This window comes from Natrialba sp. PRR66, from assembly GCF_034808065.1.
In the GTDB taxonomy this organism is placed as follows: Archaea; Halobacteriota; Halobacteria; order Halobacteriales; family Natrialbaceae; genus Natrialba; species Natrialba aegyptia.
This window is the reverse complement of record NZ_JAXHGN010000005.1, coordinates 421,073-434,112: the sequence shown is the minus strand read 5'-3', so window position 1 is coordinate 434,112 and position 13,040 is coordinate 421,073. Positions and strand designations below refer to the sequence as shown.

Here is a 13,040-nt window from a genome sequence, read left to right as displayed (position 1 = left end):
TGAACGCTAGTCACTATCGTTCCGTGCGAGACCGTCGACACAGGTGAGCACCCTTAAGAGCCACGACGAACAGAATTCGCGTATGCAACCGCGCGACCTGTCCGATCACGTCGCCTACGAGGCGGGTCGAGGCATCGAGGAGGTCGCCCGTGAACTCGGGCGCGACCCCTCGGAGTTCGTCAAACTCGCCTCGAACGAGAACCCGCTCGGGCCCTCGCCGGCGGCCGCCGAGGCCATCCGCGAGGCCGCCTCGAACGTCAGTTCGTACCCGAAGTCCGCCCACACCGACCTTACCGACGCCGTCGCCGACCGCTGGGGCGTCTCCCCCACCCAGGTCTGGCTGGCAAACGGCGGCGACGGCGCGCTCGATTACCTCTCGCGGGCCATGCTCGAGCCCGGCGACGACGTCCTCGTTCCAACGCCCGGCTTCGCCTACTACGGGATGAGCGCGCGATTCCACCACGGCGATGTCCGCGAGTACGCACTCGACCGCGAAGACGAGTTCAGCCAGACCGCAGACACCGTCCTCAGCGAATACGAGGGCGAGCGCATCGTCTATCTCACCAGTCCACACAACCCGTCGGGGTCGACGATCGAACTCGCGGAGATCGAACGGCTCGCCGACGAAACCGACGCGGAGACGCTCGTCGTCGTCGACGAGGCCTACGGCGAGTTCGCCGAGACCGACAGCGCCGTCTCGCTCGTCGAGGGGCGAAACGACTTCGACGCTCGCGACGATATCGCCGTCTTACGGACGTTCTCGAAGGTCTACGGCCTCGCCGGGCTTCGCCTCGGCTACGCCGTCGTTCCCGAGGAATGGGCCGACGCCTACGCCCGCGTAAACACCCCCTTCGCCGCGAGTGAACTCGCCTGTCGGGCCGGCCTCGCCGCCCTCGAAGACGGCGACCACGTCGAGCGAACCGTCGAGACGGTCCGCAAGTCCCGCGCCACCATGCGCGAGGAAATCGACGCACACGTTTGGGAGAGCGCGGGGAACTTCGTCCTCGTCGACGTGGGTGACGCGACCGCAGTCGCCGACGCGATGCAAGAGCGCGGCGTCATCGTTCGCGATTGTACGAGTTTTGGCCTCCCGGAGTGCATCCGCATCACCTGCGGTACCGAGGCCGAAACCGAGCGCGCGATCGAGACGCTTTCCGACGTGCTCGCGACACTCGGCTACGAACCGGAACCGGAACCGGAATCGGAGTCGAAGTCGAAGTCGAAGTCGGAATCAGAGTCGGAACCGGAGGTGGCCGACACGTGAGAATCGCAATCACCGGCACGCCCGGAACGGGGAAGACAACAGCGACCCAACTGCTCGAATCTCGACTCGGCGAACCCGCAGAAGCGTTCGAACTCGTCCACCTCAATCAGGTGCTCGAGGACGAGGGCCTCTACACCGAGGTCGACGCCAATCGAGAGAGCAAGGTCGCAGACCTCGACGCGCTAGCGGAGTGGCTCGCGGCGCGCGAGGGGGATTGTCTCGTCGAATCCCACCTCGCACACCACTTCGACGCTGACCGCGTCGTCGTCCTCCGGTGTGCGCCTGCTGAACTCGAGACGCGCCTGCGCGAGCGCGGGGAAACCGACGCCAAGGCTCGCGAGAACGCAGAGAGCGAAGCACTGGACGTGATCCTCTCGGAAGCCGTCGACGAACACGGTCTCGAGTCGGTCTACGAAATCGACACCACCGACCGAGCACCCGAGACGGTCGCGGACGAACTCGAGCGCGTCGTAACCGGCGACCGGGAGCCGAGTGCCGGAGACGTTGACTTTATGGGGTATCTGACATGACTCTCGATAGATTCAGACCGTACGTCTCGCGATTTCTGGACCCGTTCGTCACCGGCTTCGACCGCGTCGGGATGACGCCCAATGGGGTGAGCGTCCTCGCGTTCGGCATGGCCGTCCTGGCCGCTGGCGCGTTCTTCCTCGGCGGGCGGGCGGACCCGGTCTGGTATCTCGTGGCTGCAGTTCTCGTCTTCGTCAACGGCTGGCTCGACATCGTCGACGGCGCACTCGCCCGCGAACAGGAGGTCGCCTCCGCGGGCGGCGATCTACTCGATCACGTCCTCGACCGCTACGCCGACATCGTCATCATCGGCGGTCTCGCGGCCGGCATCGGTAACTACCTGCTCGGCTTCCTCGCCGTCACGGGCGTCGTCATGACCTCCTACCTCGGGACCCAGGCCCAGGCCGTCGGCCTCGATCGCGTCTACGGCGGCCTCGTCGGCCGCGCCGACCGCCTCGCGATCATCGGCGTCGTCGGCGTCCTCGCGTTCCCCGTTTCGGGTGACCTCGGCGGGCTGACGCTGGTCGGCTGGCTGCTGGTCTTCCTCGCCGTCGTCGGCCACCTGACCGCGCTCCAGCGGTTCTTTTACTCCTGGTCTGCGCTGGATTGAGACCGTTTTCAGGTATCCGGATTTCGGAGACAAAGGATCTCGTGACGGGTAGTTCGGTTCCAACGAGACCGTTTTCTCTGCGACAGGGCCGCGCCGCATGGTTTATGACTCGCCGGGATATAGGTTCACTCATGGTTCAGTGCGAGATGTGTGGCGCCGAGACGTCGTCTCCGAAGACCATCAAGGTCGAGGGCGCGAAGTTAGACGTGTGCGCGGACTGTACCGACTTCGGAACCGAGGTCAAACAGCCCTCGAGTTCGAACACGTCCACCAAGTACTCGACCGGGTCGTCCTCGAGTTCAGGCGGCCAGTCCGGCGGGTCGGCCTCGGGCGGGACGAGTTCGTCGTCCTCGTCCTCGAGTTCACAGCGCCGGTCGGACATGTTCGACGACATGGATGAACTCGCGCCGGATTACGACGATCTCGTCCGCTCGGCCCGCGAGGATCAGGGCCTCAGCCAGTCGGATCTGGCGAACGAACTCAACGAGAAGTCGAGTCTCATCCGCAAGATCGAGCGCGGTGATACGCTGCCGAGCGATCGCGTCCAGTCGAAACTCGAGCGCTTCCTCGAAATCAATCTGAGCGCGGAGGGTGGGTCGAGCGAGGACTCCGAGTGGTCCGGTGGCTCTTCTTCGGGCAGTTACACGCTCGGGGATGTCGTCAAGCGCAAGGATTGAGAGCGGATCGCGGATAACAGATAGCGGATACCGAATCGCAGCGAGAGCAGGACAGTGAGAGACCGAGTTGGTTACAGCCCGCCGTCTCCCGCGAGTATTGCCGCGAGTCGGTCGTCGACTCGCAAGCTATTTCTTTCGCGGGACGGGCCTCTCTGCTATGTTCGTCCTCGTCAACCTGAAGACGTATCCGTGTGATCCGGTCGCCGTTGCGGAGGCCGTCCGCGACGTAAACGAGACAACTGACGCTCGCCTGGCCGTTGCGCCCCAGGCGGCCCACCTCGAACGCGTCGCCGAGACCGGCGTCGAGACGTGGGCCCAGCACGTCGATCCGATCGACTACGGGAGCAACACGGGACACGCGCTCGCCGAATCCGTCGCCGAGGCGGGCGCGGTTGGGACACTGATTAACCACTCCGAGCAGCGCCTGAAGCTCGCAGATATCGACGGCTCCGTTCAAGCAGCACAACGAGCCGACCTGGAAACCGTCGTCTGTGCGAACAATCCCGCCCAGATCGGTGCTGCAGCAGCACTCGGCCCCGACGCCGTCGCGGTCGAGCCCCCAGAACTCATCGGCACCGGCACGCCGGTCAGTCAGGCAGATCCCGACATCGTCGAGGACGCCGTCGACGCCGCGGCCGGCGTCGATTCCGAGGTGTCTGTGCTCTGCGGAGCCGGCATCAGCACCGGCGACGACGTAGTCGCCGCGGGTGAACTCGGTGCCGAGGGCGTCCTGCTCGCAAGCGGCGTCGCGAAGGCTGACGATCCGACGGCGGCGCTCGAAGCGCTCGTCGACCCGCTCTAACGCGACCCGACACAACGACTACCAGCCCGACGACTTTTCTCTCGTCGCGCTAATGACTCACATATGACCGACCAGCGACCCGTCGGTGTCGCACTCGAGAATCGGCTCATGAGCCACGGCATCTACGTCACCGCGTTCGAAACGGCGGGAAGCGACGGAAACACGACGGGTACAGCTATCGACGATGGCACGCGAATCGAACTCGAATACGAAACCGTCTCGGAGACCCCCGGGATCACGAGCGACGAAGTTGGGGCCGTCCTTCGAACGTTGCTCGCGATCGCCGACGAACGCGAGTGGCAACCCGGTCGACTCGAGGTGACCTCGCTGACACCCGAGGGCGACCGCCGTGGCACCTGGCACGTCGAGTGCGAGTGGTTCGACCGCCTCTCGGCGGACCTCTCGCAGGTCGAGTTCTCCCAGCGAGTTCTCGAGACGGTCACCCAGGAAGCCCTTGATTGATCCGAAATGCTGACTATCAGGAACGGGTGAGAGTCAGTCCGAGTAGATACGTTAATAATGATTCACACACCAAGGTACCGACGACCGCTGTATGTCCGGAGAACAGGTATTCGTCTCGCACGCTCCCGGTGACCTCGAGCTCGTCCAGGACCTGTTCTCGACGGTCAAGAACTTCCCGTTCGGCGTCCACATCGCCTTAGAAGAGATCGAATCCGGCCGTTCGCGGGCGCGCCTCGAGGGGCGACTCGCCAACAGCGACGTGGTCGTTGCCGTGTTAACCGAGCGGGCGGCAACCAGCCAGTGGATCAACCAGGAGACCGGCTACGCGCTCGCCAAGGGCATTCCCGTCCTCCCGCTGTACGACAGCGAGGAGAATCGCGGCGGCTTCATCGCCGACGTCGAGGGCGTCGCGATCGACCGCGAGAATCCGTCGGTGACCATCTTCAACCTGCTCTGTCGGCTCCGCAGTGAACTCGCGCCGCTTGGCGCGCTCTCGGTCCCGAACTGGTACGTGCGGTTCCCGTGTACGGTTTCGAACTGCGACCACCCGGTGACACTCGAGATCAAGCGCAGCCAGACGAAACTCTGGAAACTCCACCAGCACGGCCAGACGCTCTCGACGACCTGTGCGAACTGCGGGTCGCAGTATTATTTCGATCCGGGAACGATCGGGTACCTTCGTCGAGAGTGAACAAACGAAGGGTTTTCGATGGTCGGCGAGTCCGCTACTCGAAGCGAGTGAAACGGCGGGAGAATCGGGACACCAATAGTGGTTCAGTCCCGATGAGTTCGTATGGACACCGCAGTCCGGGTCGATGACAGGGGAGTGACGATCGACCGCGAGACGATCGCGATTGCAGTTGTCGATGTCGTCCTTCTTACGGGACTGATCATGTTCGGGCAGTCTCACCACGGGTCACTCGGCGGCCCACTCGCAACGCTCGAACGCGTCGCGCCGTTTCTGATCGGTTGGTTTGCGATGGCGGTGCTGGCAGGTCTCTACACGAGAGCGTCGACTCGATCGCTCGTCGAGACAGTTCGAATCACGGCACTGACGTGGATCGCAGCGGCGAACATCGGGCTTGCGCTTCGCGCCTCGCCCTATTTCGAGGGTGGGTTCCACTGGACGTTCAGCTTCGTGATCACCGGCTTCGGACTGCTCGCGCTGGTCAGTTGGCGGTTCGGATACGTCGCCATGCGCCGAAGCTGAGCTTTCCGTTGGCTCGCCTGCGCCGAGTTCTCTCTCGTAGATCGAACGGTTGCACACAGCGATGGCGATACAGAAGAGACGCGAGGTGGTTGTGAACCCGCTTTCAACAGTGACAGTTAGAAACACAGTTTCTGAGAGAGGAACGTGGTGTCGATATCCGCCGCTACGGTGATTCTGCGCCTAGTTATATCATAACTTATCCCATGTATTTAATGAGATGGGTTGGTCTATAAGCAACTCATAAGTTATACAAACCCAGCGTAGTGAATATGGATTAGAAATCAGTCCAATACCAAGCGATTATGGGAAACACTTATATACTTATTTCGCGTACTATAGGACGGATTATGACTGGATACTACGACCTTGTTCTTGGCCTCATCCCAGTCGCATTGCTCGGGATCACTGCAGCCCTAACGGCCGTTGGCCTGTCGTTGATCGCTGCCGTTCCTATCGGCGCGTTCGTCGCGATGGCGATCATCGGCCACGCGATGTTCATCAATACGCCTGCCGATGTTTCGGACGAAGCGAGATCTGCAAAGCCACCGCTCAACGCGGACTAGTCGTCCCTTTCCAGTCACCCTCGTTTTCGCTCGGCCCGAGTTCGTCGTTGTCTGGGCGTCTGTTCTCTCGAGTGAGGGCACACGCTGGGTAGAAAACGATGCACTGCCAAGTGCGCGACGAGTCGTAGCGTCGACCGCTACGGCGTTTGTGGTCGGATCTTGAATCCGTATCGCGTCACACCTTCCTGGGTGTAGATGCGGCGAATCGTTGTCTCGACGCGATCACCAACAGCGAAGGCCTCGGGTGCAGCGTCGGTGCCCATTGCAGGAACGCTGACCGTGCGAGGCGTGGCTGTCTCCGCGTTCGTGTTTGCGTCTGCAGTTTCGTTTCCGTTGCCGTCTCCGTCTCTATTGCGGTCGTCCGCCGCTGCGTCGAGTGCAACGATCGCCGCCGCGTAGTCGCCACTCCGGGATTGGTGTGGGGCAAACTCCGGTGGAGCGCCGCCCTGCGAAATCGTCGTGACGGCTTCGACGGTCCCCGTTCCGCCGAGTTCAACTGGCTCGGCGGCATCGAGTGTCCCGCAGCCGTCACAGGCACCCGTTGGTGGGAACGAGAGCGCGCCACAGTCGGGACAGCGGCCGGCTTCGAGGCGGTACCGCTGGGGGATCGAACGCTGCCAGGAGGGAACGCTGACGTACGCGCCGCCGCCCGATGGCGGGCCGGTCGTGACGACACCGCGCTGGCGCAAGTACTCGGCGTACGAGAGGGTGTCGTCACCGTCAAGATCAATGCGCGCTGGCACGTCTCCGGCGGTCTCGAGCGCGAACGCGTCAGCCCCGGCTCCGCTGCCGTAGGAGACGGCGAGGATCGACTCGGTGCCGGCGGCGAGTGCAGCGGCGAGTGAGGCGGGGACGCTCGCGGCACCGAGATCGCCGAGTTCGTGGACGGTCGCAGCGGCCTGGATGTCGTCGGTGTCGACGCCCGCTGCGCCGGCGGCGCGGTAGGGGAGTTTGCCGTCCGGTGCCTGGATCACCGCGGCGTCGGGGTCCCGCTCGCGCTCGAGTTCGGCGACGGCACCGCCGATCGTTTGGGTGAACGCCCGGCGGTCGTACTGCGTGACGCCGAGCCCCTGCGTCTCGTCGTCGCCGGTGTTTCGGAAGCGCGTTCCGGGATAGGGTTGGGCGAACTCGGCGCGGTCGGTGATGTGGGCGGGGCCGTCGGGTTCGAGGACGAGCGCCGCGGCACCCGCGCCGGCGGCGTGGTCGAGTTCGCTGTCCGGGTGGCCCATCGGGGCGTCGGCGGTGACGACGAGGGCGGTCGCCTCGCCAGCGTTTGCGTCGATCGCGTCCACGCCGGCCCAGATCGCGCGCGTTCCGGCCCGCGTGCTTCCCGTGAAGACGTGGCGGGTGGCCGACTCGGAGACGGAGAGCATCGCGCCGAGACGGGCGGTCAGGTCCTCCTCGGCGACGGGCGGGGTCGAGGTGGCGAACGCGAGCCAGTCCACCTCGCCACCCGCGAGTTCGGCCGCCTCGAGTGCGCGGGTTGCGGCCTCGTAGCCCATCGTCAGGGCGTCCTCGTCGGCGGCGGGGACGGCCTTTTCGGCGATGCCGGCGGCCTGGAAGTGGCCCCAGGCCTCCTCGAACGCGTCGGCCGAAATACGGAACCGTGGGGTGTACGCGCCGACGGCGGTGATCGCAGTCATTGGGCGCTCACCTCCTGTTGCCTCTCAAATACGTGAACGACGGCAGCACCGCCGCTGCCGCCGACGTTGTGCGTGAGTCCGCGCGTCGGGGTTTCGACCTGTCGCTCGCCGGCCGTCCCGGAGAGCTGTTTGAACGCCTCGACGACCTGTCCCGCACCGGTCGCGCCGATGGGGTGACCCTTGGATTTGAGGCCGCCGGAGGTGTTGACCGGGAGGTCGCCGCCGAGTTCGGTCGCGCCGGACTCGATGAGGTCGCCGGCCTCGCCGGGTTCGCAAAAGCCGAGATCCTCGTAGGCGAGCAGTTCGGCGATGGCGAAGCAGTCGTGGACCTCTGCGAAGTCGAGGTCGGTGGGATCGATGTCGGCCATCTCGTAGGCCGTCTCGGCGGCGCGCCGGCTCGCGGGGACGCCGGTGTAGGTGTCGCGCTGGAACAGTCCCACGCTGTCGCTGCCCGCGCCGACGCCGGCGACGCGGATCGGGTCGTCGGTGTAGTCGTCGACGACGTCCTCGCTGACGATCAGGGCGCAGGCCGCGCCGTCGGAGGTCGGACAGCAGTGATAGAGGTTGAGCGGGTCCGCGACGACCGGGGCGGACTGGGCGTCCTCGAGTGAACACTCGAATCCGAGCTGGGCGTGGGGATTCTTCGCGCCGTTCGCGTGGTTCTTGACGGCGACCTGCGAGAGCTGTTCGCGGGTGGTGCCGTACTCGTTCATGTGGGCGCTTGCCATCTGGGCGTAGACGCCGGAAAAGGTGGTTCCCGAGAGGCGTTCCCACTCGGTTTCGCCGGAGACGCCGAGCCAGTACTTCGTCGCGTCTGAACTCATGTCGGTCATGACCTCGAAGCCGCCCGCGAGGGCGACATCTGCCATGCCGGATTTGACGGCCTGGACGGCCTGCCGGACGGCGAAGCCGCTCGCCGCACAGGCGTTTTCGACCCGCGTACAGGGAACGCCGTCGAGACCGACGTGTTCGGTTACGGCGGGCCCCGAGAGGCCGAGTTGCCGGCCGCCGACGCCGAGCGTACCGATGAAGGCCTCGTCGATTTCGTCCGCGTCGAACTCGTCCGGAACGCTGTCTACGGCCGCGTCGAACGCCGTTCGAAACAGTGAGCGGTAGCTCTCCTCGGGAAAGGCCCCGTAGGCCGACTGTCCCGCACCGACGAGATAGGCGTCTCGCATACACGAAAACGGTCGTCCGGGTATGAAATAGATTTCGTCAATGGTTCGCACGCGCTGTATCGAGCCGTTGCTCATCTCGGCCCCGCACGTAGGCCGGGCGTTCTCGAGTCGGATCTGCCTACTCGAAGGCGGCATCTTCGTACGGTCTCCGTACCCGCAGGCGACGCCAGTCAACGGCGAGTTTCGCCGCGACGGCGTCGGAACGGTCCCCGTTACCGTCACTGGGTTCAAACCCCTGTTTCCCGTAGGACGAGTTCAGCCCATGTCCCGTGCGGCCGACCTCGTTTCGGTGCTCGAGTCGACCTCGTCGCTCGCGATCGTCTGTCACGACAATCCGGATCCCGACTGTCTGGCCAGCGCTATCGCACTCGAGGCGATCGCCGAGGAGCACGACGTCGACGAGGTGATCATCACGTATGGTGGGGAGATTTCACACCAGCAGAACCGGGCGTTCGTCAACATGCTCGCCGTCGACGTGCAACCGCTTGAGGAACTCGACAGCGATATTGACGAGTTCACAACCATTGCGTTCGTCGATCACACCGTTCCGGGGAGCAACACGGCGCTTGACCCGGCCATCGAACCCGACATCGTCGTCGACCACCACCCCGGGGAGTCGGTCGAAGCACCCTTCGTCGACGTGCGAACCGAATACGGCGCGACGGCCACGATCTTCGTCGAATACCTCGACAGCCTCGATATCGATCTGACCAGTCGCCTCGCCTCGGCGCTGCTCTTTGCGGTCCACCGCGAACGCCTCGACTTCGTCCGCGACCCGACCCGCCGCGAGTACGAGGCCGCACTCACCGTCTATCCCGACGCCGAACTCGACGTGCTCGAACAGCTCTACGGCAGCGCGTTCTCGCCGGGGACACTCGATGCGATCGGCCGAGCGATTGCGACCCGGGATCGCCGCGGCTCCTCGATGATCGCCAGCGTCGGCAAAACTACCGAGACCGATGCGCTCCCGCAGGCGGCGGATTACCTTCTCAATCTCGAGGGCGTCGACACCGTCCTCGTCTACGGCATCGTCGGCGACGCGATTCGGGTCAGCGGCCGGTCGATCGACCCGCGGATCAACATGGGCGAGACGCTCACCGAGGGCTTCGGTGAACTCGGGTCGGTCGGCGGGCATCACGACATGGCCGGCGGCCACATCGGACTCGGTATCTTTGCCGACGAACAGGGCGACGCGGACGAACTCCTCGCGTTCGTCAGCGGACGAATCGCCCAGCGGTTCTTCGACGCGTTGAACCTGGACGAGTCGTCACCATCGACGTGATCGATTCACTGGATGTCGATCTGATGTGACTCACTGTCCGGGTCGCGTTTGGGAAGTTCTACCGTCAGGATACCGTTGTTGACCGTCGCATCGGCGTTCTCGGCGTCGACCGGTTCCGGAACCGATACCTGTCGACTGAACGACTGAACCTCGCGCTCGCGGCGAATGTAGACATCGCCGCCCTCGTCCCCCTCATCACTCTCCTCGTCTTCCGTCGCCCGCTTTCGTTCTCCTTGAATGGACAGCGTCTTTCCCGAGAGGCGGATGTCGAGGTCATCGGTCTCGTAGCCGGGCACGTCGACGGTGACAACGAACGCATCACCCTCGTCGGTCATGTCGAGGCTCGTCGCTGAGCTCCCCATCGAGAGGTCGAACCGGCTTCGATCCTCCATCCCCGACTCCCACGAGCGTGCGGCCGTCTCGAGCTGGCGATTGAGTCTGTCGAGCAGTTCGTCGATGCCGTCGAAGGGACTTGGTCTGTCTGCCATAGTCGCATTCAACTACGTTCTCAGCGGCGAAAAAGGCCACTTCAGGATCGATTGAGGGTTCCGTATGCGAACATGTATCATAGAGTCCGTGTCGGTACCGGCAGTATCATTGGCAGGGATGGAGGTTTTGAGTCTTCCGACCCTACCGTGACCGATGACACGCGCACTGTTCGTCGTTAGCGAGGAAGGTTACTGGGGAGAGGAGTGTGTCGAGCCGCTCGAAACGCTCTCGAACGCCGGGATCGAAATTACAGTCGCCACGCCATCCGGCAGTCCGCCGGAAATCGACGACCGCTCGCTCGACCCCGACGAGGTCGGCGAGGAGACCGCCGAACACGTCCGCGATGTCCACGAGAACGACGAACGGCTCAACGATCCGATCCCGACGGCACAGGCCGACGCCGCCGACTACGACACCGTCGTCTTCCCCGGGGGCCACGGAACCGAATGGGACGTCAATCAGGACAGCGATGCCCGCCGACTGCTCCGAAACACCATCGAAGGCGACGGCAAAGCACTCGTCGTCTGTCACGCCCTCGGCCTGCTCGCGTTCGCCCGCGACAGCGACGGCGAGTTCATCGTCGACGGCCGCGACGTGACCGGCTTCCCCAACGAGTGGGAAGCGACCATCGTCGACGAGAACGATCTGATGCCGAGCGGGCGCAAACTTCCCTACTGGGTCGAAGACGAAGTTATCGCCGCCGGCGGCAACTGGGACGCCGAACTCGACCAGGACACGAGCGTCACCGTCGACGGCGACCTGCTCACCGCCCGCGGCCCCGGCTCTTCGAGTGCGGCAGCCGAGACGCTGCTGAGTGAACTCGAACGCTGATCTCGGGTGACCGGGTAGATCGTACGACCGACTAGTTGGCTCCCTTTGATTTCGTGGCTGACACTGGAATCGCCAATGAGAAGGGGCTTTAGGCAGTATCTATTTCATCCATACGATGAGGCGTCGGCGCGCTCTGGCCGCCGTCACTGCACTCGCAGGCACAGCGACTGCTGGGCTCACGAGTTCACAGACGGGAAACGATCGCCTACTCTCCGTGGCGCGCACTCCCGGAGAGGGGGGCGAGGCCAGCACGAGCACGGAACGGCTGCTCCCCGGGACGGTTCACGAAACACCGCTGTATGCGATCGAGAGCCAACGAGACGGGCCGACAGCGATGGTGTTCGGCGGCATCCACGGGGATGAGCGAAGCGGCATTCGAGTCGCCCACGAGGTCGCCGACTGGCACCCCGACGCGGGAACGATCGTCGTCGTCCCCGAAACCAATCGCGTCGCCGTCGAAAACGATACTCGAAGGGGGACCAGTGGCGATCTCAATCGCCAATTCCCCGGCGACGAGTCACCGACGACATCACTCGCAGCCGGCATCTGGGATGCCGTCGAACGGTACGACCCGGATGTCGTCCTCGACTTGCACCGCTCGCTGGGTATCTACGGCCTCCATCGAGAGTACGTCGGCCAGGTCGTCTTTCACTCGGCCGCCGCCCGTGGCAAGCCACTCGTCGATGCGCTCAACGACGACGCCGTCCCGTGGTACCTGCCGTTCCACCGATTTACCGCCCAGGAAAGCACCGCCGGCGGTCCGTTGCTCTTCCAGAAGGCCGCCCACGAACTCGACGCCGCCACCTACCTCTTTGAAACCACCGAGTTCCTCCTCGACCAGGCGACCAGAACCCAGCAAGCACGGCTCGTCACAGCGCACGTCCTCGCGTTACACGGCTTACTCGAGTTCGAGCAGGCTCCAGCGAACTCGACCCCGTCGAATACGCAAGCGAAGACGGCCGCAGACTCGACCGAGACGAGTTCAGAAACGAGGGCCGACTCATGACCGCTTCGTCCGATCCGAACGCGGAGCCCGTCTCACACCCACAGGAGAGGGAGCTGCGTACAAGCCCCTTCTTGCTCGTCCGACGAGCCCTTACCAGTCCGGTCACGATCGCGACCTACATCCTGCTCGTCGTCCCGTTCGCCCTCGGCTGGCTCAAGACTGAACTCTTCTCACCGCTTGCGCTGCCGGGCTACGTGCTCTACAGCGTCGGCACCGCAATCGGTAACGCCCTCGCTCCCCGATTCGAGTTCTGGGTGTACTGGATTCCGTTCCTCGGAAGCTGTTACGGCCTCGCAGTCAGTGTCGGAGCCGGATGCGAGTGGCTGCGTGTTCGGTCGGCCGGGACCGAGCCGGAGGGCACGAAGTCAGCGGACGAACAACGCCGCCGGCTGTGAGGACGCTTTCGCGGCAGTCGCCTCGAGATCGTCACCAGATCGTCACTGGCACGACCGAGCTATCGTGACGCGAATCAGTCCCTTTTTACGCGGTGGCGGG

The 13,040-nt window shown here is 64.3% G+C and carries 16 protein-coding genes; 13 read left to right on the top strand and 3 right to left on the bottom strand.

Features of this window, described 5'->3' with window-relative positions; translation table 11 throughout:
* Positions 1 to 82 precede the first annotated feature (82 nt).
* The 9 genes from hisC to SM755_RS19095 all read left to right on the top strand — a co-directional run bounded on the left by hisC (position 83) and on the right by SM755_RS19095 (position 6,116).
* Entirely contained in the window at positions 83 to 1,264 is a 1,182-nt protein-coding gene (hisC, locus tag SM755_RS19135) for a histidinol-phosphate transaminase (RefSeq protein ID WP_323174039.1), read from the top strand.
* Positions 1,261 to 1,794 (top strand): adenylate kinase family protein, encoded by a 534-nt coding sequence (locus tag SM755_RS19130; protein ID WP_323174038.1) that lies wholly within the window; start codon positions 1,261 to 1,263, stop codon positions 1,792 to 1,794. The genes hisC and SM755_RS19130 overlap by 4 nt, the downstream gene beginning before the upstream one ends.
* Complete coding sequence (locus SM755_RS19125) at positions 1,791 to 2,402, top strand: CDP-alcohol phosphatidyltransferase family protein (protein ID WP_323174037.1); 612 nt, start codon at positions 1,791 to 1,793, stop codon at positions 2,400 to 2,402. Before SM755_RS19130 ends, SM755_RS19125 begins: the two co-directional genes overlap by 4 nt.
* Before the next feature lie 131 nt (positions 2,403 to 2,533).
* Positions 2,534 to 3,079, top strand: a complete 546-nt coding sequence (locus SM755_RS19120; protein WP_323174036.1) for a multiprotein bridging factor aMBF1 — start codon at positions 2,534 to 2,536, stop codon at positions 3,077 to 3,079.
* A gap of 157 nt (positions 3,080 to 3,236) precedes the next feature.
* Positions 3,237 to 3,881, top strand: coding sequence for a triose-phosphate isomerase (tpiA, locus tag SM755_RS19115; protein ID WP_323174035.1), 645 nt, complete (start codon positions 3,237 to 3,239; stop codon positions 3,879 to 3,881).
* 63 nt (positions 3,882 to 3,944) lie between these two features.
* A complete protein-coding gene (locus SM755_RS19110) occupies positions 3,945 to 4,343 on the top strand; it encodes a hypothetical protein (RefSeq protein WP_323174034.1) in 399 nt (132 codons plus the stop codon).
* 91 nt (positions 4,344 to 4,434) lie between these two features.
* Entirely contained in the window at positions 4,435 to 5,034 is a 600-nt protein-coding gene (locus SM755_RS19105; RefSeq protein ID WP_323174033.1) for a toll/interleukin-1 receptor domain-containing protein, read from the top strand.
* Between the two features lie 102 nt (positions 5,035 to 5,136).
* Positions 5,137 to 5,553 carry a DUF3054 domain-containing protein gene (locus SM755_RS19100; protein WP_323174032.1) on the top strand — a complete coding sequence of 139 codons (417 nt, stop codon included), beginning with the start codon at positions 5,137 to 5,139 and terminating at the stop codon, positions 5,551 to 5,553.
* Positions 5,554 to 5,900: 347 nt separating this feature from the next.
* Entirely contained in the window at positions 5,901 to 6,116 is a 216-nt protein-coding gene (locus tag SM755_RS19095) for a hypothetical protein (RefSeq protein WP_323174031.1), read from the top strand.
* A 137-nt stretch (positions 6,117 to 6,253) separates the two neighbouring features.
* Here SM755_RS19095 and SM755_RS19090 read toward each other — a convergent pair whose 3' ends face one another.
* Together SM755_RS19090 and SM755_RS19085 are read right to left on the bottom strand one after the other, a co-directional pair.
* On the bottom strand, positions 6,254 to 7,759 hold the full coding sequence (locus SM755_RS19090) for a zinc ribbon domain-containing protein (protein WP_323174030.1): 1,506 nt from the start codon (positions 7,757 to 7,759) through the stop codon (positions 6,254 to 6,256).
* Entirely contained in the window at positions 7,756 to 8,937 is a 1,182-nt protein-coding gene (locus tag SM755_RS19085; RefSeq protein ID WP_323174029.1) for a thiolase domain-containing protein, read from the bottom strand. The genes SM755_RS19090 and SM755_RS19085 overlap by 4 nt, the downstream gene beginning before the upstream one ends.
* 262 nt (positions 8,938 to 9,199) lie before the next feature.
* Between SM755_RS19085 and SM755_RS19080 the strand changes: the two genes are divergently transcribed.
* On the top strand, positions 9,200 to 10,219 hold the full coding sequence (locus tag SM755_RS19080; RefSeq protein WP_323174072.1) for a bifunctional oligoribonuclease/PAP phosphatase NrnA: 1,020 nt from the start codon (positions 9,200 to 9,202) through the stop codon (positions 10,217 to 10,219).
* 5 nt (positions 10,220 to 10,224) lie between these two features.
* On the opposite strand, the gene SM755_RS19075 is transcribed toward SM755_RS19080, so the two are convergent.
* Positions 10,225 to 10,707 carry an Hsp20/alpha crystallin family protein gene (locus SM755_RS19075; RefSeq protein ID WP_006666374.1) on the bottom strand — a complete coding sequence of 161 codons (483 nt, stop codon included), beginning with the start codon at positions 10,705 to 10,707 and terminating at the stop codon, positions 10,225 to 10,227.
* Between the two features lie 154 nt (positions 10,708 to 10,861).
* Here SM755_RS19075 and SM755_RS19070 point away from each other — a divergent pair, with 154 nt between their 5' ends.
* The 3 genes from SM755_RS19070 to SM755_RS19060 all read left to right on the top strand — a co-directional run bounded on the left by SM755_RS19070 (position 10,862) and on the right by SM755_RS19060 (position 12,940).
* A complete protein-coding gene (locus SM755_RS19070; protein WP_323174028.1) occupies positions 10,862 to 11,539 on the top strand; it encodes a type 1 glutamine amidotransferase domain-containing protein in 678 nt (225 codons plus the stop codon).
* Between the two features lie 115 nt (positions 11,540 to 11,654).
* The gene (locus tag SM755_RS19065) at positions 11,655 to 12,545 is read left to right on the top strand and encodes a succinylglutamate desuccinylase/aspartoacylase family protein (RefSeq protein WP_323174027.1); all 891 of its coding nucleotides are present in this window, start codon (positions 11,655 to 11,657) and stop codon (positions 12,543 to 12,545) included.
* On the top strand, positions 12,542 to 12,940 hold the full coding sequence (locus SM755_RS19060) for a hypothetical protein (RefSeq protein WP_323174026.1): 399 nt from the start codon (positions 12,542 to 12,544) through the stop codon (positions 12,938 to 12,940). The genes SM755_RS19065 and SM755_RS19060 overlap by 4 nt, the downstream gene beginning before the upstream one ends.
* Positions 12,941 to 13,040: the final 100 nt, after the last annotated feature.